This window comes from Pseudoselenomonas ruminantium (assembly GCF_900142515.1).
In the GTDB taxonomy this organism is placed as follows: Bacteria; Bacillota; Negativicutes; order Selenomonadales; family Selenomonadaceae; genus Selenomonas_A; species Selenomonas_A ruminantium_D.
The window spans coordinates 1-21,336 of record NZ_FRBC01000026.1 but is presented as its reverse complement, the minus strand read 5'-3'; the positions used below and the strand labels follow the sequence as shown (position 1 = coordinate 21,336).

Genomic DNA, 21,336 nt, shown 5'->3' with positions numbered 1-21,336 from the left:
CTCAGCCCATAGTCAAAGCCATAATGGCCTTCTGGGTATGCAGGCGGTTTTCTGCTTCGTCAAAAATCACATGGGCGTTTGCTTCCAACACTTCCTCGGTGATTTCCTCACCGCGGTAAGCCGGCAGGCAGTGCATGACGATGGCCCGCTTATCGGCATGAGCCAGAAGCTCCTTGTTCACCTGATAGGGAGCAAAGATTTTCTTGCGTTCATCATGCTCCTCTTCCTGGCCCATGCTGGCCCAGGTGTCGGTAACCACGATATCGGCACCTTTGACGGCTTCCACCGGGTCGGTTACCAGTTCGATGCTGGCGCCCGTGAGCTTGGCATCTTCTTTGGCCAGCTTCGTCACCGTGGCATCGGGCTTGTAGTTTTCCGGGGTAGCTGCCACAAAGGTCATGCCTGCTTTAGCACAACCGTACATGTAGGAGTTGGTCATGTTGTTGCCATCCCCCACATAGGCCATCTTGAGGCCCTTGAGGTTCTTGCCCTTGTGCTCCTGAATGGTCAGGAGGTCCGTAAGCACCTGGCAGGGATGCAGCAGGTCCGTCAGGGCATTGATAACGGGGATATCGGCGTATTTTGCCAGCTCCTCCACCCGGTCATGACCGTAGGTACGAATCATGATGCCGTCCAGATAACGGGACAATACCCGTGCCGTATCCTTGATGGGTTCGCCGCGGCCCAACTGCAGATCACGGTTGGACAGGAACAGAGCCTGACCGCCTAACTGATACATGCCCACTTCAAAGGAAACCCTTGTTCTCGTGGAGGATTTTTCGAAAATCATGCCTAAAGTCTTCCCTTTAAGCAGATGATGTTCGATCCCCGCCTTCTGCTTGGCCTTCAATTCATGGGCAAGCGTCAGAATTTCCTGTACTTCATCCACGGAAAGTTCGTGGATGGATAACATATCGCGTCCTTTTAACATCCAAAGCCCCCTTAGTCCGCGTATTTGCCGATCACTTCATCCATTACGGCAAACGCTTCGTCAATCTGTGCGGTCGTGATGATGAGTGGCGGGATAAAGCGCAAAACTTTCCCGGCCGTGCAGTTGATGATGAGGCCCTGAGCCAGGCAATCATTAACGATATTCCGGCCATGGTCTGCGCTGACCAGCTCTGCTCCGAGAATCAGCCCTTCACCACGCACATCTACTATAAATTTTGGATATTTAGCAGCTAATTCCTGCAATTTATCCTTAAAATATTTGCCTACGACCTGGATATTTTTGAGGAAATCTTCCTGCGGCACCGTATCCAGTACCACATTGGCTGCGGCACAGGCCAGGGGGTTGCCCCCGAAGGTGGTGCCATGGTCGCCGGGCTTGAAGGCCGCTGCCACCTTGTCGGTGACGATAAAGGCTCCGATGGGCACGCCGCCTGCCAGGCCCTTAGCCAGGGTCACGATATCCGGCTTGATGCCGTAGTTCTCATAGGCGAAGAACTTGCCGCTGCGGCCGATACCAGCCTGAATCTCATCGAGAATCAACAAAGCGCCATGCTTGTCGCAAAGTGCTCTGACCTGCTTGAGGTAATCCGCATCCGGTGTATGGACGCCGCCTTCCCCCTGAATGGTCTCGAGCATCACAGCTGCCGTCTTGTCGCTGATCTTTGCTCCCAGCTCGGCAATATCGTTGTAATGCACATAGCTGAAACCAGCGGGCAACGGCCCTAAGCCCTCATGATAATGGGGCTGGCCCGTAGCCGTCAGCGTGGCAATGGTACGACCGTGGAAGCTTTCCCAGGCGGAGATGATTTCCGTCTTTTCCGGGTGGATGCTGTAACCGTACTTGCGGGCAATCTTGATGGCCCCTTCGTTGGCTTCCGCACCGGAATTGCCGAAGAAGGCCTTGTCCAAACCACTGAGCTTCACGAGCTTGGCCGCCGCATCAGCCTGAGGCTGGGTGTAGTAGAGATTGGAGCAGTGGATGAGTTTCCCTGCCTGCTCAGCTACGGCCTGTACCAGTGCCTTGTTGTTATGGCCCAGCACATTTACTGCAATGCCCCCGAGAAAGTCCAGATATTTCTTGCCGTTAATGTCCCAGACATAGGCACCATCGCCATGGTCAAGGACTATCTTATAGCGGTTGAAGACCGGCAGGTAACTTGCCTGGTCCTCCGCAAAAATTTCCTGTTCCTGCATAGAATGTCTCCCTTTTTATTTAACGCACCACCTGGGTGCCAATGCCCCGTGAGGTGAAGATTTCCAAGATGATGGAGTGCGGCAGGCGCCCATCGATGATATGCGTCTTGCCCGTGCCCTGCTCCAAGGAAGTCAGGCAGGCTTCCACTTTCGGAATCATGCCGCCGGCGATAATGCCTTCTTTGATATACTGGCGGGCATCCGGCAGGTGCAGCGTGGAGATGAAACTTGACTTGTCATTGAAGTCCTTGTAGATGCCTTCAATATCCGTCAAGAGCAGCAACTTTTCTGCTTCCAAAGCCCCGGCAATCTCCGCCGCCACATAGTCAGCGTTGATGTTGTAGCTCTCGCCGTTATCTCCGACACCAATGGGCGCGATAACGGGCACATAGCCCTGCTCCAGCAGGTCTTCGAGAATCCCCGTGTCCACCTTTTCCACTTCGCCTACATAGCCGATATCCACCGTTTTGGTGTCCTCGCCTTCGTAGACCGTGGCCAGCTTCTTCTTGGCCTTGATGAGGCCTGCGTCTTTACCGCTGAGGCCCACAGCCCGCACACCACGGCGGTTCAGGAGATTGACGATTTCGGAGTTTACCTTGCCGTCCAGCACCATTTCCGCAATCTCGATGGTTTCCGCATCGGTAACCCTGAGGCCCGCTACGAAGTCCGACTCCTTGCCCACCTTCTTGAGGAAGCCCGTGATATCCGGGCCGCCGCCATGGACGATTACCGGACGGATGCCCACATATTTCATCAGGGCAATATCCTGCATGACCTTTTCCTTAAGGTCATCATTGATCATGGCGTTGCCGCCGTATTTAATGACGATGGTCTTGCCGTAGAACTGCTGGATATAGGGCAGGGCCTCCACCAGGATGGCGGCTTTGTCTTCTGCTGTAAACATCGCCCTGCCTCCTTAGGTGTGATATTCGCCGTTGATCTTCACGTATTCATAGGAGAAGTCACAGCTCCAGATATCGGCTTTTGCATCGCCTTCGCCCATATCGATGTCGATGACGATATCATGGGCTTCCATGACCTTGCGCAGTTCCGTTTCGTCGTATTTTGCGCCGACGCCATTGGCGTAAACGGGAATGCCGCCGAATTTCACCACGGTCTTATCAGGATCCATGGGCACGCCGGCATACCCCACGGCACAGATAACTCGCCCCCAGTTGGGATCCTCGCCGAAGAAGGCCGTCTTGACCAGCGGGCTCTTGGCTACGCTCATGCCGATGGTCTTGGCATCGGCAAAGCTCTTGGCGCCGCTGACGGAAATGGTCAGGAACTTGGTAGCGCCCTCGCCATCGGCCGCAATCTTCTTGGACAGCTCCTGGCAGATATTCTTGAGGGTAGCCTTGAAGAGTTCATAGTCCTCGTTTTCCTCGGTAATCTTGGCATTGCCAGCAACACCGTTAGCCATCACGATAACCATATCGTTGGTGCTCATATCGCCGTCAATGGAAATCATGTTGAAGGAAACCTCCACGATTTCCGACAGTGCCTTCTGCAGGAGCTTGCTATCGATAGCCGCGTCCGTGGTGATGAAGCAGAGCATCGTTGCCATGTTGGGCTGAATCATACCGGACCCCTTGGCAATGGCACCGAAGCGCACTTCCTTGCCCCCGAGGGTGATTTCCGTAGCGCAGGCCTTGGAATAGGTATCCGTGGTGATGATGGCCTTGCCGGCGTTCTCGCTGCCCTCGGTGGAGAGCTCCTTTACCGCCTGTTTGATGCCTGCTTCCATCTTGTCCATGGGCAGGTTCACACCGATAACGCCCGTGGAAGCTACCACTACATCATCAGCCTTGCAGCCCAGAGCCGTAGCCGTGATATCCTGCATGGCAGCGACGTCCTTTTCGCCCTGCTCGCCGGTGCAGGCATTGGCGCAGCCCGCGTTGGCAGTGATGGCATGAGCCATGCCCGTAGCCACAACCTTCTTGGAAGCCCGCACCGGTGCCGAAGCCACGGCATTCTGGGTAAAGGTGCCAGCTACTGCCGCTTCCTGTTCCGTGTAGATGACGGCTACGTCGAGGTTGCCGCTCTTCTTGATGCCGGCTTTGACGCCAGCTGCCTGAAATCCCTGCGGATAGGTAACACCCGCTTTTTTATGTGCATCACTAAACATGAATATTCCTCCCAAAAATTTTTGTCTATTGCTTCAATCAGGGATAAATGGGTACGAAATCCAATCCCATGCGTTCTTCAAAGCCACAGGCGATGTTGAAGTTCTGTACTGCCTGTCCTGCCGCCCCCTTCACGAGGTTGTCGATGGCGGAAAGGACGATTACCCGGCCCGTGCGCTCATCCACATGCCAGGCGATATCGCAGAAGTTGGAGCCTCTGACTTCCTTCGTCGAAGGATATGCTCCCTCGCCCAACAGTCGGATAAAGTATTCTTTGCCGTAGAGCTTCTCAAAGGCGGCGCTGACGAGATCAGCCGTTACGCCTTCTTTGAGACTCGCATAGCAGGTGGAGAGAATCCCGCGGGACATGGGCACCAGATGAGGCGTGAAGTTCAGGAGAACCTTTTCCCCGGAAAGTTCCGTCAACGCCTGCTCAATCTCCGGCGTATGTCGGTGCTTGGCCACGTTGTAAGCCCGGAAGTTATCATATAGCTCTGGGAAGTGGTTGACCTGCTTGGCGCCGCGCCCTGCTCCCGATACACCAGACTTGGCATCCACGATGATGGTATTCACATCAATCAGATGCTGCTTGGCCAACGGTGCCAGTGCCAGGATGCTGGCGGTGGTGAAACAGCCGGCGTTGCCGATAATCTTGGCGGATTTTATCTGCTCCCGATAGAGCTCTGCCAGACCGTAAACCCTTTCCGCATCCTGATGGGTGTGCGGAACATGGTACCAGGCCTCGTAAACTTCCGTATCCGTGAAGCGGTAATCTGCCCCCAGGTCGATGATCCGCACCGGCATCCCCGCCAATGCCCGGCCAACTTCCATGGCGTGGCCATGAGGCAAACCGATGAAAACGAAGTCGCTGTCCTTACCAATCCGCTCGATGTCCTTCATGGACTCCAGCTCCATATCGTAAAGCCCCCGCAAATGCGGATAAAGGCTGGCAATCTTCTCGCCGGTATGACTTTCCGAAGTGATATGCACCACTTCCGCTTGCGGGTGCTGATAGAGCAACCGCAACAGTTCGGCACCGGCATAACCGGTAGCTCCGATAACGCTGACCTTCATAGAGAAATCCTCCTCTGGTATCAATTTGACCTGTCAATACGGATTCAGTTTCCGTTATTTTTGACCTGCAAACTGTACCCTGTAAACTATGTTTATAATTATACAACCATCATGCATAAAATTGCAACCCCTATTTATAAAAATTCATGTTATAATATGAGTAGAATTTTTCAAGGAGTATACTTATGAAAAAACATAAAAAACGACGAATTTACCGAAAATTTTTCCGCTTTATCTTTCTTCTGGGATTGATTTTCTTGCTTGCCTTTTTCCTGGCAGGCGGTTTTACTTTCTTCGCACCTCGGACCTGGCAGCATGTGGGAGATTTTCTCCCCAGGCTCGCTGCTGTTTTGCCTGCCAACCAGCAGCATGATCCACCTAAGACTATTTCGGTCACGGATCGCCTCAGCCGCATGATTTTTCTCAAACGAGCAGTTGATGCCCGTATTGATCGAGAACATTATGTGAAACTCCGGGATATTCCCGAAGATATGCAGAATGCTATCATCGCCGTAGAGGACAACCGCTTTTACAGTCATTACGGTTTTGATGTGCAAGGTATCATGCGGGCTACCCTGGTGAATCTCCAGTACGGAGAAGTCACCGAAGGAGCCAGCACCATCACTCAGCAATTGGTCAAGAACCTCTTCCTTTCCCACGAGCAATCCTTTGGCCGCAAAGCGGAAGAACTCCTGCTCTCTCTGGATATGGAAGCCAACTACAGTAAGAGTGAGATCCTTGAGCTCTATCTCAACACCATTTACTATGGTTCCAATTATTATGGCATTGGTCCGGCAGCCCAAGGTTACTTCGGCAAGAAACCTCAGGATCTGAAGCTGCCCGAAGCTGCTATGCTCGCGGGCACTCCCAACGCCCCTTCGCTCTACTCTCCTTACGTAGATTTCATGCTGGCCAAAAAACGCCAGTTCATTGTGATTGACGCCATGGTGCGCAATGGTTATATTGACGAAACAACCGCTGAATCAGCAAAAATCAAACCGCTGTATCTAGCCACCCCCACAGACTGATCTTATAATGAAAAGGAGACAGGACTCCCCTTATCGGGGAGCCTGTCTCCTTTCTTTTATTTCTTTTTGCTATTAGCCTTTAACTGATCATCAGTAGAACGATCTAAGTGTTTATAGAACTGTTCACAAAGGTTGTTGAACGTAGCTACGGAATCCTCTTCGCTTTTATTCGCACGGATTTCATAGGTATAGAGCAATTCGTTGGTGCCTGCTTTGAACACATCAAAGAAGAACGTAGTACGGCTGCTGTTTGCTACCGTCAATACTACATAGGCATCTGCATAATTTGCTGCATTTTCCTTGAAAACCTTGGCAGCCTGACGGCGGTCAAGGGACTTGATATCTACGTTTGTAGCGGTCTTGATGCCTTCGGCTACGCCATCATATGATATCACATAACGGTGGGATACCCGGCTGGCATCAGACAAAATCTGCGTCAATAATTCCTTATTCGGAGCCTTATCACTGACAGGCATATACAGCGGCGCAGCCACAGCAATGCGCTTTACGGCAGTAATATCAGCACCTTCCTGTACCGTAGCCCTGTCAGCATTGGCAAAGGCCACCTGTGCGCTAAATACAACCATGCACATAATGAGCAGCATTTGAACAAATTTTTTCATGGATTGTTTCCCTCCACACATATAAAATTTTGCGAAAAATCGCACCAACTCTATTTTACACTATTTAAACCAATTCTGCTAGTGTCTCAATCAAAAATTCGTCGCTTCTAAAAAATTCAAGGCTGCCTTCATACCATCTACAGCTGCGCTCATAATACCACCAGCATATCCTGCGCCTTCTCCCATCGGATACAGCCCTGCCACACCATCAGCCATCATGGTTTCCCGGTTGCGGCAAATACGGCAGGGCGCAGATGATCTAGCCTCTACTCCGGTCATTACCGCGCCTTTATGAGCAAACCCTTTTATTTTACCATCAAAATAAGGCAATGATCCCTCCAGCGTTTGCGTAAGAAAATGCGGCAGACATTGATGCAAGTCCGCAGCCTTTACCCCCGGCTGATAGGTCGGTGTCGTCAGGAATTGCGTTGACCCGGAAGTACCAGCCAGGAAATCTCCCACCGTCTGCACTGGCGCATAGTAATTCTTTCCACCTGACACAAAGGCCGCTTTTTCCAGCTCATCCTGCAACTTCATCCCAGCCAATACTTCCTGGCCGAAATCATCAGGGCCGACCTGCACCAGCAGCGCACTGTTGGCAATACCGGAATCGCGCTTATAATTGCTCATGCCATTGGTGCAGACCTGTCCTTGCAAAGAAGTTGCCGCTACTACCTGACCACCGGGACACATGCAGAAAGAATACGCCCCCCGGCCGGTTTTAGGATCTTTATAGGTCAAAGCATAATCCGCTACAGGCAGACGGGGATTTCCCGCATCCTCACCATACTGAGCTTGATCGATAAATTCCTGAGGATGTTCAATGCGCACACCAATAGCAAAAGGTTTCGCCTCCATCCTAAGGCCTTTATCCAATAACATGCGGTATGTATCTCGGGCAGAATGGCCAATTCCCATAAACACATCACTGCAAGGAATGCGCTTTTCTCCATTGACAATAACCGCCTGCATCCGCCCCTGCACGATTTCCATATCCGTAACCTGCGCATTGAAACATACCTCACCGCCTAAATGGATGATTTCCTCACGGATATTCTTCACAACCCCCTGCAACAAGTCCGTGCCGATATGCGGTTTATGAAGATAGCGGATTTCTTCCGGAGCACCAGCCTTAATAAAAGCTTCCAGCACATCCTGGATATGTCCATCACTGATGCGGGTAGTCAGTTTGCCATCTGAGAATGTACCAGCTCCGCCCTCACCAAATTGGACATTGGATTGTTCATTCAAGGTACCTGTCTGCCAAAACAATTCAATAGCCGCCTTACGGCTATCCACATCACCGCCTCGTTCTAAGACCAGCGGATTCCAACCAGCTCTGGCCAGCGTCAATGCAGCGAACATGCCTGCAGGGCCAAACCCCACTACGACCGGACGCAGCTCACCCTCCTTATAGGGACGGAAATTATGGAAAACTTTCTTTTTCTCCGGCAGGATTTCCACGTTTTTATCCCTGCGCAATTTTTTCAGCACAGCCTTTTCTGGCATATTCACCTTAACGTCCAGCATATAGACAAAACTCACTGGCGCGCCACGATAACGGCGGGCATCCACAGCCTTACGCACAATTACCACCTCAGCAATGGCCTGAGGTGGTAATTGCAAGCGTTTGGCCGCAAGTGTTTCTAACGGTAATTCCGTATCAAAAGGTATCTGCAGATTTTTTATGCGAATCACTTGTAGCTTCACTCCATATTTTTTCCTGTTTTCTTACTCTTTACCACAATATGCACCAACACATCATGATTGGTTACCGTCACTCCCGCCGGGAGTTCCAGTTTTACGGTCTTATTGGTATTTTTTAATACATCAGCCAGCGAGACTTTCTCTGTCGGGACAGAGGTAAGATTGGCGATGATGTTTTCTGAACCAGCAATCTCAATCTGCAAAGGTTCTGCCTTCAAAGCTACCAGTTCAAGATTATCAGGCAAATCATCACCAGGTATCGGCTGAATGGTAACAATCTTCTTGGTAAGGCCACGAGCCATCTGCACGGCCACATACATCGTGGAAGGCTGTATAGTCAGCCCCGACACTTCTTTCCCTTCGGCATTGATAGCTGTCAACGGCACTTGCAAAGCGAAATCCGTATCATTTTTGCTGGTAAGCCCCACATAGCCAATCAGACGATCCACTTCTGTAACCAACGAAGCCGGGCCTTCCACCAGCACTTCGGAACTGGCCTGACTGACACTGGCCACCGTCACACCGCTGGCTGGCGAACCATTCACATTGATATCGGCCCTTACCCTCCGGCTGATGATGGGATCTAAATTGACTTCTACCGTATCAGGGGTCATGTCCACCAATTCAAACCCTGGGGGCATTTCCATGCGCACCTTGTACTCTTTCTTTCCTTCTTCGGCTCCCCGTAAGTCCACATAAGCATGAAAATCCACATCACTATTGTTGACAAAAAGAGATCTGACACCACGGACCGTGACTTTCACCTTATCTGTGCCTTGCGTGACTTTATATCCTTCCGGTACATTCAATAACTGCACCTGAACCGTGAAACTGCCCTCAGAAGACGGATTCTGATCATTCATCACGTAACCCCAAAGGATCAACGCCACCAGCATGGCAACAATTTTTGCGACTAAATTACGTTGTATCAAACTGCGAAAGCGGGAAATCATTTCTTCTTCCTCCAGTTCATTACCATATCTTTGATACCAGTGGTGGGCATTTCAAAAGCAGGCATCAGCACTTCCTTCAGGTATTCCGGGCTCAAATGGCGCATGATATGACCGTTTTCTGCCACAGAAATCGTCCCCGTTTCTTCACTGACCACCACAATCAGAGCATCGCACTGTTCAGAAAGACCGATAGCCGCCCGGTGACGTGTCCCGAGTTCTGTAGAGAGGGCACGATTTTCCGTCAGCGGCAAAAGACAGCCTGCTGCAATCAACCGATTTCCCCGGATAACGGTAGCACCATCATGCAAAGGTGTGTTGACGATAAAGACATTAAGCAGAAATTCTGCCGAAATCAACCCATCTATCTGAATCCCTGTAGCGCTGACATCATTCAGGCCCATATTGCGCTCAATAACCAGCAGAGCACCGGTCTTCGTTGCAGAAAGCTGCTTTACAGCCTTCGTTATTTCATTAACTACCGTACGAGCTTCTTCATCATCCAACAATGCCGCCGTTCCCAAAAAACGCCCCTGTCCCAGATGCTCCAACGCTCTCCGCAATTCCGGCTGAAAAACGATAGGCAGCGCCACAAAGAGCAGCGTCACTGCTTTTTGCAGCAGCCAGGATATCACATGCAGATCCAGCCAGCTGCAGACCATGGTTACGGCCAACAGGACCAATATCCCCTTCACCAACGTGATAGCCCTTGTATCCTGGAGCATTTCATAGATTTTATAAAGGATTGCTGCCACAATCAAAATATCCAAAACATCAAACCAGCCAATGGTTGACAGAATGCCGTGGAATTGTATGGGCAAGGAAAAATCAATCGGCATAAACAAAACTCCCTAGTGTTACATTCCTGTTATATCTTCATCTACTATTATAAAGAGAATTCGTGTTCTTTGTAAAGAACTCCTTGTTATTATTGTAATAAGTTTACGCCTTTTTTCTAAAAATCACATGAAAAAAGAAGATTCGCCGTCAAGAAACGACAAATCTTCTTTCGTTTACTGATTATTTGATTTCGCGAATCCAGCCTTCCGGTGCCTCTACCGTACCAAGCTGCACACCTCTGAGCGTGTTGTAGAGTTTCGTAAGGACAGGTCCCATTTCCTGCATACCGCTGGGGAATTCAATGGTCTTGTCTTTGGATACGACCTTGCCTACCGGGCAGATAACAGCAGCCGTACCACAGAGGCCAGCCTCAGCAAATTCTTCCAGTTCCGTAAACTTCACAGGACGATGCTCAACCTTATAGCCCAGATTTTCGGCCAAAGCCACCAACGAACGGCGCGTAATGGATGGCAGGATAGAATCCGATTTCGGTGTAACGATAACATTATCCTTGGTAACAAAAAGGAAGTTAGCACCACCGGTTTCTTCTACATAAGTACGCGTAGCTGCATCCAGATACATATTTTCGTCAAAGCCGTTTTCATGGGCTACAATATAGGGATGCAAGCTCATAGCATAGTTAAGGCCTGCCTTGATATCACCAGTACCATGAGGAGCAGCACGGTCAAAATCACTGACGCAAATGGTGATCGGCTTGATACCATTCTTGAAATAAGAACCAACCGGCGTACCAAAGAGGCGGAACTGATATTCATCTGACGGTTTAACGCCAATAACCGGGCCCGTTGCAAAAAGGTACGGACGCAGATACAGTGCACCACCGGATTCATAAGGAGGAATCCAATCCTTATTGGCAGCAACCACCTGATCCACAGCCTCCATGAACATCTCTTCCGGTACCGGCGGCATAACCAGACGTTTAGCTGAATCCACCATACGTTTAGCATTCAGATTCGGACGGAATGTTACCACCCGGCCATCCTTCGTACGATAAGCCTTCAAGCCTTCAAAAACTTCCTGGCAATACTGTAATATACCAGCGCACTCATTGAGTACGATCGTGGCATCTTCCGTCAAACCACCTTTTTCCCAGTGACCATCCTTATAGTTGGCCACATAACGCTTGGTAATCGGCTGATAACTAAAACCGAGATTTGACCAATCAATGTTTACATTTGCCATGCTAAAACCCCTTTTCTTTTCCTCAAAGTAACTACATTCTATTCCTGCAATACACAGTTGTCAAGTATTTCCATACATTTTCATGTTTTTGTCACCAAAAAACTATCTTGTTACGTTCTTTGAGGATATTTGTCTGTATGGTTGGGACATCATGAATCAGCGGCCAGCCATCTGTTTTTGCCGCAATTCCTTTAAAGCAGCAGGCAGATTATCCCGAATATCGCCAGCCAACAGCCCCTCTCCCTTTTCGCCATAAACAATATCGCCTGCCCGGCCATGAAGGTATACACCAGCCAAAGGTGCCAAGCCGCCTTCCGTCTGTTTCATCAGGCCGGTAATGGTTCCCGCCAGCACATCTCCGCTGCCAGCTGTGGCCATCCCCGGATTTCCCAGCGAGGAAAAGAATGCCATTCCATCGGGATAGACAATCAATGTGCACTCGCTCTTTACCACCAATATGCACTGATACTCCGATGCAGCTTCCCGTACAATGGGCAGAAGCGCCTCCTGTAACTCCGACACGGATACGCCTAACAGTCCAGCCATTTCTCCTAAATGAGGTGTCAGCACCGGAACCTGCGGCAATTTGCTCAAATCATCCGGCTGATTATTGAAGGCAAATATAGCATCTGCATCCATGACCAGAGGTTTGTTGACTTTGGCCGCAAACATACGGATCAATTCCTGTGTCTCCATACTGCGCCCCAACCCCGGGCCAATCAAAACAGCATCATGGCTCTGCGCTAATTCCAGCAATTTGTTCAGAGATTTCTCGCCCCCGAGAAAAGTCTGTTCCGGTTCGCCTACAGGCTGCACCATCACTTCCTGCAGCTGGCCGGCTAAAATGGGCTGTAAAGACGCCGGTACAGCCAAAGTCACCACGCCTGCGCCAGCCCGCAAAGCCGATGTTGCAGCCAAAGCTGCTGCTCCTGTCATCCCTTGAGAACCAGCAATCACCAGAATCCTGCCACAATCCCCCTTATGGACAGCCTTTCCTCGCAGAGGCAGGAGTGTTACAGCCATTTTCTCATCCAACAGATTTTGCTGGATTTTGCTATCCTGCAACAAAGACTGGGGAATACCTATATCGTCCACAATCAGCTGGCCAGTCATATCAGCCCCTGGGCTGAGCAGGTGTCCAACTTTAGGCAGCCCCAGGGTCAAAGTCATATCCGCTACAATAGCTACTGTCGAGACCTTACCTGTATCAGCCTCTACACCACTGGGAATATCAATCGCCAATACTTTTTTTCCGGCTTCATTGACTTCTTCAATCAGACGCAGGACTTTTTTCTTTAATTCACCACTAAAACCTGTACCTAAAAGTCCATCGATAATACCATCAGCAAATTTCAACGCCACATGCAGACGATTCCAGTCCCTATCCTCATCCAGGCCGTGTACCTCAATCCCCATCTGCTTACATACTTTCATCATTCTCGCAGAAGCGGTCTTTAAATGTTCCGGCTCACAAGTGAGGAAAATCTTGATTTTTGCTCCCATATTACTCAAATAGCGGGCCGCCGCGAAAGCATCCCCACCATTATTGCCGCTGCCAGCCATTATACAGATATTCCTGCCAGCTACATTTCCCAATAAATGTTCCATTGCCTGAGCTACCATGTGCCCGGCATTTTCCATGAGCAACAATTCCGGCAAGCCGTATTCCTCAGCAGCAGCCCGATCGATATTGCGCATTTCCTCACATATTGCTATCTTCATCTCTATGCCTCCATTACACACTGTGCTGCCCCATACTCTTTGGTATGCGTCAGCGACAGCCAAATATTCTTGATCTCATGTTTCCTGGCCAATTCTGCAAAATAGCCAGTAAGCTGTACTTCAGGACAGCCTAACTCATTTGGCAGGATCTCCAAATCTGTGAGTTTTCCCCCCCTTAATCCCGTACCAAAAGCCTTCAAAATAGCCTCCTTTGCGGCAAAACGGGCGGCAAAGCTTTGTGCAGCCTGCTGACCACGACTCTGACAATAATCAATCTCTGCCGGAGTAAATACTCTTTTAACAAAGTGATCATTGACAATAGCTTTTTTTATCCGGCCTACTTCTACCATATCCATGCCAATTCCTATAACCAAAACGTCCTCCTATGATTTTATCATTAATTTGATATTCAGGCAAAGAAGAAGCCGGCTTTTCAGCCGGCTCAATCCTGCTTTTCCTACATCGTTGTTGTTGCCATCTTACTGCCTGCGGCTCCATCAGTCGAAGGAGTAACAGGCGTATTGCTATCAGCAGGTTTCGCTGCACCTGTATCAGTGCCAGATGCCTGCTTGCCTCCCACCGGTTCATTGGGATTGAACCGATACGACCGTGCAATGAAAATCTCTACCCGGCGATTCTGCTGTCTGCCAGCATCGGTTTTATTATCCGCAATAGGCCGGTATTCACTGTAGCCAATCGCGCTGAACCTCGCCGGATTCAAAGATTTTTCTGCGGCCAGTACAGCCTTCATCAGATTCATCGCACGGGAAGCACTGAGCTCCCAATTGGACGGATATTGCGCCGTATTGATGGGCACATTATCCGTATGCCCGGATATGACCACCCGTTCCGGCAAGGAAGCCAGCATACCTGCCACCACCGGTACGATAGACTGTGCCTGCCCCACTAACTGGGCAGAACCAGAAGGAAACAATGCCCGCTCCTTGATACGGATCATCAGCCCTTCTTCCGCCATTTCCGTACTCAGCTGATCTTCCAGGTGATTTTCTTCAATATATTCCTGCATCTTCTTCTGGACTTCTTCCAACTGACTGTTTTCTGCAAAATAAGCAGAATTACCCTTGTCTTCATCAGAAATCGTCTCTGCGCGGCGGCCTACATTCGGTCCCGCTTTGTCAAAGAAGGACGGACCGCCCATATTGAATGCAGAACTAAAGGCCTGTGCCAATTCTGCCATCTTCTTCTGGTCAGTCTGAGAAATTGCAAACAAAGCAATGAAGAGTGCCAAAAGCAGCGTCATCAGATCGGAGTAAGGCAGGAGCCAGGGCTCACCTTCATGTTCTTCGTGAGGCGGATGTGGTTTCTTTCTAGCCATCAAATCACTCCTTCTTCAACCCTTCGCGTTCGGACTGAGGAATGAATACCATCAGTTTTGCTTCAATGGCCGTAGGTGAATCACCGGCCTGCAAGGAAAGTATCCCTTCAATGATCATACGCTTCTCGCTGACTTCTGCCTTAGACAAAAGCTTCAGCTTATTAGCCATGGGCAGGTATACAACGTATGCCGTGAAAATACCAAGAATCGTAGCAACGAATGCAGCTGCGATAGCATGACCTAATTTGTTGATATCATTCAGGTTGCCCAGTGCTGCAATAAGACCGATAACGGCGCCCAACACACCAAGGGTCGGTGCATAAAGGCCAGCCTGCTCCAACATGGCACGCCCCTCAGCATGGCGTTCCTGCATGACTGCCAGTTCTGCATCCAATACATCACCAACGAATTCCGGATCCATACCATCGATGACCATCCCCAACCCGGTACGGAAAAAAGGATCGTCAATCTCTGACACCTTGCTTTCCAAGGCCAGAATACCTTCGCGGCGAGCGATCTGGGAAAGCTCGACAAAGAGTCCCAAAAGCTCTGACTTTTCATGTAGAGACGGCTTGAAAAAAACCATCTTGATCAGCTTAGGCAGATTTTTCATCTGATTCATATTGAAAGCTGTGAACAGACAAGAGAAGGTACCACAGATAATGATCAGGAATGCTGCCGGGTTATTCAATGAGCTGAGAGGTGCACCTTTGATGATCATACCTACGAATACAGAGATAAGACCACCGACTGCGCCTATGACTGTTGAAATTTCCAAGATAAAAGCCCCCCTAACCTTCCTTTGCTATTGAAGGAACATCATCTAAGTCGAAATACACATGTATCTAATTTGTATAATTCCATACGCAGGACAAAAATCCTACTATAGCGTCAGAAAAATTTTTCTATTTTTTATAATAAATTTTTATTATTATATCATACATTCATCAAAAGTATGGTATAATAGATGTGAATAAAACTAGTTTATAGAGAAAGAAGCGATACGATGGAACTTAGACAACTTGAATATTTCCAGATGGCCAGCCGTCTGCGAAATATCACCCGGGCCGCAGAACGCCTTCGCGTGTCCCAGCCCAACATCACCGTAGCGATCAAAAAACTAGAAGCCGAACTGGGCATCCAGCTCTTTGACCGCAGCCAGAAGCAGCTGTCCCTGACGCCGGAAGGTGCCGTCTTTCTCAATCGCGTAGAACTGGCGCTCCGCAATATCCAGGATGCCGTGCTGGAAGTCAACGACTACAAACAGCTGCAAAAAGGCACCATCAAGATTGGTATCCCTCCCATGATGGGTGCTTACCTCTTCCCCAAGATCTTCTCCAGTTTCCAACGCCGTTATTCCCATCTGGAAATCTTCATGCACGAGGAAGGTTCCATGTCCATTCGCGAGCAGCTGGAGCGGGATGAACTGGACTTTGGTATCATCATCATCTCCGGTGCTTCCAGCCACTTGCAGCTGTTACCCATGACCACGGATCAGATTGTCTGCTGCGTGCCAGAGGACAGCCCTCTGGCGGAAAAGAAGAGTATTTCCCTGCAGGATATTGCGGAAGAAAACATCATCATGCTCAAGGAAGGCTCCTTCCTGCGCCAGACCATCCTCGGCAAAATGAAAGAAGAAAACGTAACCCCCAACATTGTACTGGAATCCAACCAGGTTGTCACGTTAAAAGGCCTGGTTGCCAGTGGTGTCGGCATCGCCTTCCTGCTTAACATGGTAGTAGAAGATACGCCAGGTGTCAAGGCTATTCCTCTGGCCGATCCTCTCTTTGTCGATGTCGGTCTTGCCTGGAAAAAAGATCGCTATATCTCCAAGGCTGCTCAGTCCTTCATTGACTTCTGCAAAGATTTGCTGAAGGAACGAAAAGCCAACAACAACAATTAAAGACACAAAAACAAGAATCGGCAGTTCAGACGAACCGCCGATTCTTTATGGAAAAATATTCGCTTACATTACGATATGTGCCATGACAAATCCCATGCAGCAACCAGTTGCGATACCGATAAGCCCCGGAATCATGAAGCTGTGATTCAGGATGTACTTGCCGATACGGGTAGTGCCGGAACGGTCAAAGCCAATGCAGGCCAAATCGGAAGGATAAGTCGGCAGGAAGAAGTAACCATAGCAAGCGGAGATAAAGGACATGATCATCACCGGATCCATGCCTACAGACAGAGCCAACGGCACAACAATGGCGATAGCAGCTGCCTGAGAGTTAACCAGCTTGGAAGTCAGGAACGCAATGATGGCATAAGCCCAGGGATAAGTCGTCACCGCTGCACCCAGGCTTTCTTTGAGGAAAGTCATATGTGCACCAAAATACGTGCTGGCCATCCAAGCAACACCATATACGGATACGAGAGCTACGATACCAGAGCGGAATACCTGGCTGTTGCCAACATCCTTCGCTTTGATCTTGCAGCTCAGGAGAATCAATGCTGCTACAAAGAGCATAACCATCTGGATGACAATCGTCATGGAGATAGGTTTCATCACGCCCTTAGCGTTCTTGAAATGCGGCAGCAGATCAGGGAAGTTACCCAGGCAGGCAATGACGAGAATGCCTGCAAAGAAGATGTACATTGCCCGGTAATAAGTTGCAGGCAATTCCTTGTCCATCAGGGATTCCGTGTCACCATATACATAGTCACGGTTTTCCGGATCTTTGATGAATTCCTGGAAGCGTTCATCATCGGCCAGTTCCTTACCGCGGCGATAGGACCACAGTGCAGCACAGAGCACGCCAAAACCAGTTGCAGGAATAGATACTGCTAAAATCTGCAAAACAGAATAATGGAAATCAGCAGCTGCAAAGAAGCTGACGATGGATACAACAGCTACCGATACAGGGGAAGCACAGATAGCCATCTGCGAAGCCACCGAAGCCACAGCCATCGGACGTTCCGGACGAATATTCTGCTTGATAGCGATATCATAGATAATCGGGAACATGGTGTAAACGACATGTCCTGTACCACAGAGTACCGTCAGGAACCAGGTAGTGAGTGGAGCGAAAATCGTAACCTGTTTCGGATTGCTGCGCAGGAAAATTTCCGCGTATTTCAGCATAACCGTAAGACCGCCGGAAGTCTGCAGGAAACCGGCGCAGGTTACTACCGCCAGGATGGTAAGCATAACATCGATAGGCGGGTTCCCCGGCTTATAGCCGAAGATAAAAGTGAAGATAATGAGACCAATACCACTGATAACAGCCAGACCAATGCCGCCATGACGGACGCCAACAATCAAGCAAGCCAGTAGTACCACGAGACCAACTAACATTTCCATAATTGTAATCTCCCTTTCCTTATAAAATTTTGTTAGCAGATATCTCCCCTTGTGGTTTCTATTCGTCAAAGCTAGTCAATTTCCTGCAATCATAAAAAAAATTTCATAACTTTTCTAAATAGTATCAATAAACCATTCATCTGCTAAGTCCTTGCTAATTATACTACAATGACTATATATAAGTAAATACTATTTATCATAAAATATTTTAATAATTACTTATATTTATTATATATTAAATATAAGTAATCAAAAACGTGCAAAGCACGTCAAAAAACCAGGGGCAGACAATGTACTGAAATGACATTGTCTGCCCCTGGTCAATCTACAATATGGAAGTGTTACGATTTATGGCTATGGCATCCTGAACATCCGCAGCTGCATTCACTGCTGCTGCAGCAATCATTATGTCCCGTGCGGAAGTTGTTATACACATGCCGCAGGGCAAAGAACAAGGCAATCGCCAGTACTACACCTACAACATAAGTTGCCATAAAAATTCCTCCAATCAGAAGCCGAGGAGTCTGCCAACCTGATATACCAGCAGGGAAACTACCCAGGCAATCACAAACATATAGACAGCGGAGAAGCCCATCCACTTCCAGCCGCCAGCTTCTTTCTTGATCGTACCCAGAGCCGTTACGCAAGGCGTATAGAGCTGGGAGAAAATCATGAATGCAAACGCAGACAAAGCCGTGAAGCTGGAAGCCATGCCCGTCTTCATCAGGGTATCAGCCGTTTCCAAAGCATCTTCTGCCTCGGTGGAAACATCAGCTGCACCATAGAGAATACCAATCGTTGCTACTACCGTCTCTTTTGCCATGATGCCAGAGAGCAGTGCTGCACCAGCTTCCCAGGTATCGAAACCATGGAATACGAACAGGGTGCTCATCCAGCTGCCCAGCGTAGCCAGGATGGACTCGTTGATTTCGCAAGGACCGTCGAAGTTGTAGTTGGACATAATCCACAGGAGAACAGAAGCGGCAAAGATGATGGTACCAGCTTTGACGAGGTAACCTTTGCCCTTATCCCAGGTTTCCAGCAGGACCGTCTTCATATCCGGCATACGATACGGCGGAAGTTCCAGCAGGAAAGTAGAACCGCCATCTTTGAACACCGTGCTGCCCAGCAGTTTAGCAGCGACAATGGCCATAACCACACCGATGATATACATGGAGAATACGATATCCGCAGCATTATCCGGGAAGAACATCGCTGCAAACAGAGCCATGATCGGCAATTTTGCACCACAGGTGAGGAACGGCGTAACCATGATGGACACCATGCGGTCTTTCTCCGAATCCAGCGCACGGGCACCCATAATGGAAGGAACGCCGCAGCCAAAGCCCATCATGAGAGGCATAACGCCTTTGCCCGTAAGGCCGCAGCGGCGCATGATCGGGTCCATGATGAAGGCAATACGTGCCATGTAGCCCGTGCCATCCAGGAAGGACAGGCAGAAGAACAGGACGAAAATCAGTGGTACGAAGGTCAGTACTGCGCCTACACCACCGATAATACCATCGCAGACCAGGGAAACCATCCAGTCTGCCACGCCGGCAGCTTCAAGGCTTTCCTTGGCAAAATCCAGGAAATCCTCATTGATGGCAGCATCCAAAGCATCGGCAATGGGCTGGCCAATCCATTCGAACGTAATATTGAACACCGCATACATGATGGCCAGGAAAATCGGCAATGCCAGAATGCCATTAGCCAGGAACTTGTCCATCTTCTCCGACATATCGGAACCGACATTCTTCACCGTAACAGCCTCTGCTACCACAGAGTCAATCAGTGCATAGCGGGCTTCGATGATTTCTTCATTCTTCTCTTCTTCGCTCTTAGCGCTGGCTTTGATTTCCTGTACCTTGGCGATATGAGCTTTTACCCGGTCGCTGGGCTGGTAATTGTCCATCACCGTGCTGGTGAATACATCCAACAGGCTTTTTGTACTCTTGCTGCTGCGGCCAATGCTTTCCACCACCGGCATGCCGAAAGCATCTTCCATCTTGCGGCAGTCTACCTTGATACCACGGCGTTCGGCATCATCCTTCATGTTGAGGTCAATCAGCACGGGAATCCCCTGCTCCAACAACTGCACCGTCAAGAACAGGTTGCGCTCAAGGTTGGAACTGTCCACGACATCCACCACAAGGTCAAGCTTATTGTTCAGGAGGTAATCAATAACGATCTTTTCCTCCGGTGAACGGGCATTGATGCTGTAGGTACCCGGCAGGTCCACAATGGAAATTGCCCGATCATTGTGACGGGTATAACCAACTTTCTTATCGACTGTAACGCCTGGCCAGTTACCGATTTTCTGGCGGGCGCCAGTGAGCTCGTTGAAAATCGTGGATTTACCGACATTCGGGTTGCCGGTAAGTGCTACTGCTAATGTTGACATTGTATTAACTACATCTCCTCTGTCCATAATTGTCAATCTCCATGACGATCAATTTACCTGCTGCACCTGAACCTTGGCTGCATCATCACGACGCAGAGCCAGATTGTAAGAGCGCACACCGATGGCGATAGGATCGCCCAAGGGAGCACTGCGCAGCACCTTGATTTTCGTTCCGGGGGTGAGGCCCATGGTCATCAGTCTTTCTTTGAGGTCGGAATCGCCAATCTGCTGAATTTTCAGCGTCATGCCGGTCTTACCGTCTTTCAATGTCAAAATCAACGCCTCCTAATAAATTCTCTAAAACTTATGATAAGATTATTACTACTTAAGTTATGATAACGCATATCAATCACACTTGTCAAGGATTCTCATTTACAAATAAAAAAGATTATCATTCATCAATTTTCAGTTTATTGCATCATATTCAAAAGACATTTCACCACACATATAAACTGCAGTTTGTTGGTGCGAGTTGGAACACAATTCGTTACAAAGCAGTGGGGCGGCGGTGGGAATACTTTTTCGCCGCTCCACTAAATGACCCGCCAGCAGAAGTGCGCATCTTCCAGTTACCTGCGCCGGGCAGGCCAACGGCGCTCCAATCAACGAAGCTTCCAGCCAATGCTGTTTGCGGGCCAGCCTTCACTTCGTTCAGGCAGTCGTTCCGTCGGTGAAAAAGCATCCCCACCTCCACCCACCGTTACGTTTGAGTATATTGCTATGTTCCGGCTGTAAGGTGCAAGCACATCGATGTTCTTGTTACAGGAGAACCGAGTTCGTGTCAATTGCCAAAATCGTGACGGGGGGGCGAACGGGGGAGTGCTTTTTCTGTGGGAGCGACCGTCTGAGCGCAGCGAAGACCGGCCCGACG

The 21,336-nt window shown here is 49.5% G+C and carries 21 protein-coding genes; 2 read left to right on the top strand and 19 right to left on the bottom strand.

What is annotated here, in order from left to right:
- Position 1 precedes the first annotated feature (1 nt).
- The 5 genes from argF to argC are packed head-to-tail and all read right to left on the bottom strand — an operon-like array spanning position 2 to position 5,345.
- A complete protein-coding gene (argF, locus tag BUB68_RS12025; protein WP_073091740.1) occupies positions 2 to 931 on the bottom strand; it encodes an ornithine carbamoyltransferase in 930 nt (309 codons plus the stop codon).
- Between the two features lie 11 nt (positions 932 to 942).
- Positions 943 to 2,145: an acetylornithine transaminase gene (locus BUB68_RS12020; RefSeq protein ID WP_073091737.1), complete on the bottom strand. Its 1,203-nt coding sequence runs from the start codon at positions 2,143 to 2,145 to the stop codon at positions 943 to 945.
- A gap of 19 nt (positions 2,146 to 2,164) precedes the next feature.
- Positions 2,165 to 3,049 (bottom strand): acetylglutamate kinase, encoded by an 885-nt coding sequence (gene argB, locus BUB68_RS12015; protein WP_073091734.1) that lies wholly within the window; start codon positions 3,047 to 3,049, stop codon positions 2,165 to 2,167.
- Between the two features lie 12 nt (positions 3,050 to 3,061).
- Complete coding sequence (argJ, locus tag BUB68_RS12010; RefSeq protein WP_073091731.1) at positions 3,062 to 4,273, bottom strand: bifunctional glutamate N-acetyltransferase/amino-acid acetyltransferase ArgJ; 1,212 nt, start codon at positions 4,271 to 4,273, stop codon at positions 3,062 to 3,064.
- Between the two features lie 37 nt (positions 4,274 to 4,310).
- Positions 4,311 to 5,345 (bottom strand): N-acetyl-gamma-glutamyl-phosphate reductase, encoded by a 1,035-nt coding sequence (gene argC / locus BUB68_RS12005; RefSeq protein ID WP_073091728.1) that lies wholly within the window; start codon positions 5,343 to 5,345, stop codon positions 4,311 to 4,313.
- Between the two features lie 185 nt (positions 5,346 to 5,530).
- Between argC and BUB68_RS12000 the strand changes: the two genes are divergently transcribed.
- Entirely contained in the window at positions 5,531 to 6,373 is an 843-nt protein-coding gene (locus BUB68_RS12000; protein WP_073091727.1) for a transglycosylase domain-containing protein, read from the top strand.
- 56 nt (positions 6,374 to 6,429) lie between these two features.
- Here the strand turns inward: BUB68_RS12000 and BUB68_RS11995 are convergent, their stop codons facing one another.
- From BUB68_RS11995 to motA, 9 genes are all read right to left on the bottom strand, one after another.
- Positions 6,430 to 6,996, bottom strand: coding sequence for a coenzyme F(420) biosynthesis enzyme (locus BUB68_RS11995; protein WP_073091724.1), 567 nt, complete (start codon positions 6,994 to 6,996; stop codon positions 6,430 to 6,432).
- Positions 6,997 to 7,086: 90 nt separating this feature from the next.
- A complete protein-coding gene (locus BUB68_RS11990) occupies positions 7,087 to 8,694 on the bottom strand; it encodes an NAD(P)/FAD-dependent oxidoreductase (protein ID WP_073091722.1) in 1,608 nt (535 codons plus the stop codon).
- Positions 8,695 to 8,702: 8 nt separating this feature from the next.
- A complete protein-coding gene (locus BUB68_RS11985) occupies positions 8,703 to 9,656 on the bottom strand; it encodes a CdaR family protein (protein WP_073091720.1) in 954 nt (317 codons plus the stop codon).
- Positions 9,653 to 10,492, bottom strand: coding sequence for a diadenylate cyclase CdaA (gene cdaA, locus BUB68_RS11980; protein ID WP_073091717.1), 840 nt, complete (start codon positions 10,490 to 10,492; stop codon positions 9,653 to 9,655). Before cdaA ends, BUB68_RS11985 begins: the two co-directional genes overlap by 4 nt.
- A 181-nt stretch (positions 10,493 to 10,673) precedes the next feature.
- Positions 10,674 to 11,738, bottom strand: coding sequence for a branched-chain amino acid aminotransferase (locus tag BUB68_RS11975; protein ID WP_256625925.1), 1,065 nt, complete (start codon positions 11,736 to 11,738; stop codon positions 10,674 to 10,676).
- Positions 11,739 to 11,852: 114 nt separating this feature from the next.
- Entirely contained in the window at positions 11,853 to 13,418 is a 1,566-nt protein-coding gene (locus BUB68_RS11970) for a bifunctional ADP-dependent NAD(P)H-hydrate dehydratase/NAD(P)H-hydrate epimerase (RefSeq protein WP_073091713.1), read from the bottom strand.
- Positions 13,419 to 13,420: 2 nt separating this feature from the next.
- A complete protein-coding gene (acpS, locus tag BUB68_RS11965; RefSeq protein ID WP_073091710.1) occupies positions 13,421 to 13,792 on the bottom strand; it encodes a holo-ACP synthase in 372 nt (123 codons plus the stop codon).
- An 83-nt stretch (positions 13,793 to 13,875) separates the two neighbouring features.
- Entirely contained in the window at positions 13,876 to 14,754 is an 879-nt protein-coding gene (locus tag BUB68_RS11960) for a flagellar motor protein MotB (RefSeq protein WP_073091708.1), read from the bottom strand.
- Positions 14,755 to 14,758: 4 nt separating this feature from the next.
- Complete coding sequence (gene motA / locus BUB68_RS11955; RefSeq protein ID WP_073091705.1) at positions 14,759 to 15,532, bottom strand: flagellar motor stator protein MotA; 774 nt, start codon at positions 15,530 to 15,532, stop codon at positions 14,759 to 14,761.
- A 228-nt stretch (positions 15,533 to 15,760) separates the two neighbouring features.
- Between motA and BUB68_RS11950 the strand changes: the two genes are divergently transcribed.
- Positions 15,761 to 16,657, top strand: a complete 897-nt coding sequence (locus BUB68_RS11950; RefSeq protein ID WP_073091703.1) for a LysR family transcriptional regulator — start codon at positions 15,761 to 15,763, stop codon at positions 16,655 to 16,657.
- A 63-nt stretch (positions 16,658 to 16,720) separates the two neighbouring features.
- Here BUB68_RS11950 and BUB68_RS11945 read toward each other — a convergent pair whose 3' ends face one another.
- From BUB68_RS11945 to BUB68_RS15310, 5 genes are all read right to left on the bottom strand, one after another.
- Complete coding sequence (locus BUB68_RS11945) at positions 16,721 to 18,061, bottom strand: anaerobic C4-dicarboxylate transporter (protein WP_073091700.1); 1,341 nt, start codon at positions 18,059 to 18,061, stop codon at positions 16,721 to 16,723.
- 341 nt (positions 18,062 to 18,402) lie between these two features.
- Positions 18,403 to 18,555 (bottom strand): FeoB-associated Cys-rich membrane protein, encoded by a 153-nt coding sequence (locus BUB68_RS15075; RefSeq protein WP_102013420.1) that lies wholly within the window; start codon positions 18,553 to 18,555, stop codon positions 18,403 to 18,405.
- 14 nt (positions 18,556 to 18,569) lie between these two features.
- Positions 18,570 to 20,465, bottom strand: coding sequence for a ferrous iron transport protein B (gene feoB / locus BUB68_RS11940; protein WP_073091698.1), 1,896 nt, complete (start codon positions 20,463 to 20,465; stop codon positions 18,570 to 18,572).
- Between the two features lie 48 nt (positions 20,466 to 20,513).
- Positions 20,514 to 20,738 (bottom strand): FeoA family protein, encoded by a 225-nt coding sequence (locus tag BUB68_RS11935; RefSeq protein ID WP_014424750.1) that lies wholly within the window; start codon positions 20,736 to 20,738, stop codon positions 20,514 to 20,516.
- A gap of 214 nt (positions 20,739 to 20,952) precedes the next feature.
- Complete coding sequence (locus BUB68_RS15310) at positions 20,953 to 21,147, bottom strand: hypothetical protein (protein ID WP_178139527.1); 195 nt, start codon at positions 21,145 to 21,147, stop codon at positions 20,953 to 20,955.
- Positions 21,148 to 21,336 lie beyond the last annotated feature (189 nt).

Excerpts from the sequence above, each read along its gene's own strand:
- argF (WP_073091740.1), bottom strand. The coding sequence starts at position 931 with ATGTTAAAAGGACGCGATATGTTATCCATCCACGAACTTTCCGTGGAT.
- BUB68_RS12020 (WP_073091737.1), bottom strand. The coding sequence starts at position 2,145 with ATGCAGGAACAGGAAATTTTTGCGGAGGACCAGGCAAGTTACCTGCCG.
- argB (WP_073091734.1), bottom strand. The coding sequence starts at position 3,049 with ATGTTTACAGCAGAAGACAAAGCCGCCATCCTGGTGGAGGCCCTGCCC.
- argJ (WP_073091731.1), bottom strand. The coding sequence starts at position 4,273 with ATGTTTAGTGATGCACATAAAAAAGCGGGTGTTACCTATCCGCAGGGA.
- argC (WP_073091728.1), bottom strand. The coding sequence starts at position 5,345 with ATGAAGGTCAGCGTTATCGGAGCTACCGGTTATGCCGGTGCCGAACTG.
- BUB68_RS12000 (WP_073091727.1), top strand. The coding sequence starts at position 5,531 with ATGAAAAAACATAAAAAACGACGAATTTACCGAAAATTTTTCCGCTTT.
- BUB68_RS11995 (WP_073091724.1), bottom strand. The coding sequence starts at position 6,996 with ATGAAAAAATTTGTTCAAATGCTGCTCATTATGTGCATGGTTGTATTT.
- BUB68_RS11985 (WP_073091720.1), bottom strand. The coding sequence starts at position 9,656 with ATGATTTCCCGCTTTCGCAGTTTGATACAACGTAATTTAGTCGCAAAA.
- cdaA (WP_073091717.1), bottom strand. The coding sequence starts at position 10,492 with ATGCCGATTGATTTTTCCTTGCCCATACAATTCCACGGCATTCTGTCA.
- BUB68_RS11970 (WP_073091713.1), bottom strand. The coding sequence starts at position 13,418 with ATGAAGATAGCAATATGTGAGGAAATGCGCAATATCGATCGGGCTGCT.
- BUB68_RS11960 (WP_073091708.1), bottom strand. The coding sequence starts at position 14,754 with ATGGCTAGAAAGAAACCACATCCGCCTCACGAAGAACATGAAGGTGAG.
- BUB68_RS11950 (WP_073091703.1), top strand. The coding sequence starts at position 15,761 with ATGGAACTTAGACAACTTGAATATTTCCAGATGGCCAGCCGTCTGCGA.
- BUB68_RS11945 (WP_073091700.1), bottom strand. The coding sequence starts at position 18,061 with ATGGAAATGTTAGTTGGTCTCGTGGTACTACTGGCTTGCTTGATTGTT.
- BUB68_RS15075 (WP_102013420.1), bottom strand. The coding sequence starts at position 18,555 with ATGGCAACTTATGTTGTAGGTGTAGTACTGGCGATTGCCTTGTTCTTT.
- feoB (WP_073091698.1), bottom strand. The coding sequence starts at position 20,465 with ATGTCAACATTAGCAGTAGCACTTACCGGCAACCCGAATGTCGGTAAA.
- BUB68_RS15310 (WP_178139527.1), bottom strand. The coding sequence starts at position 21,147 with ATGCTTTTTCACCGACGGAACGACTGCCTGAACGAAGTGAAGGCTGGC.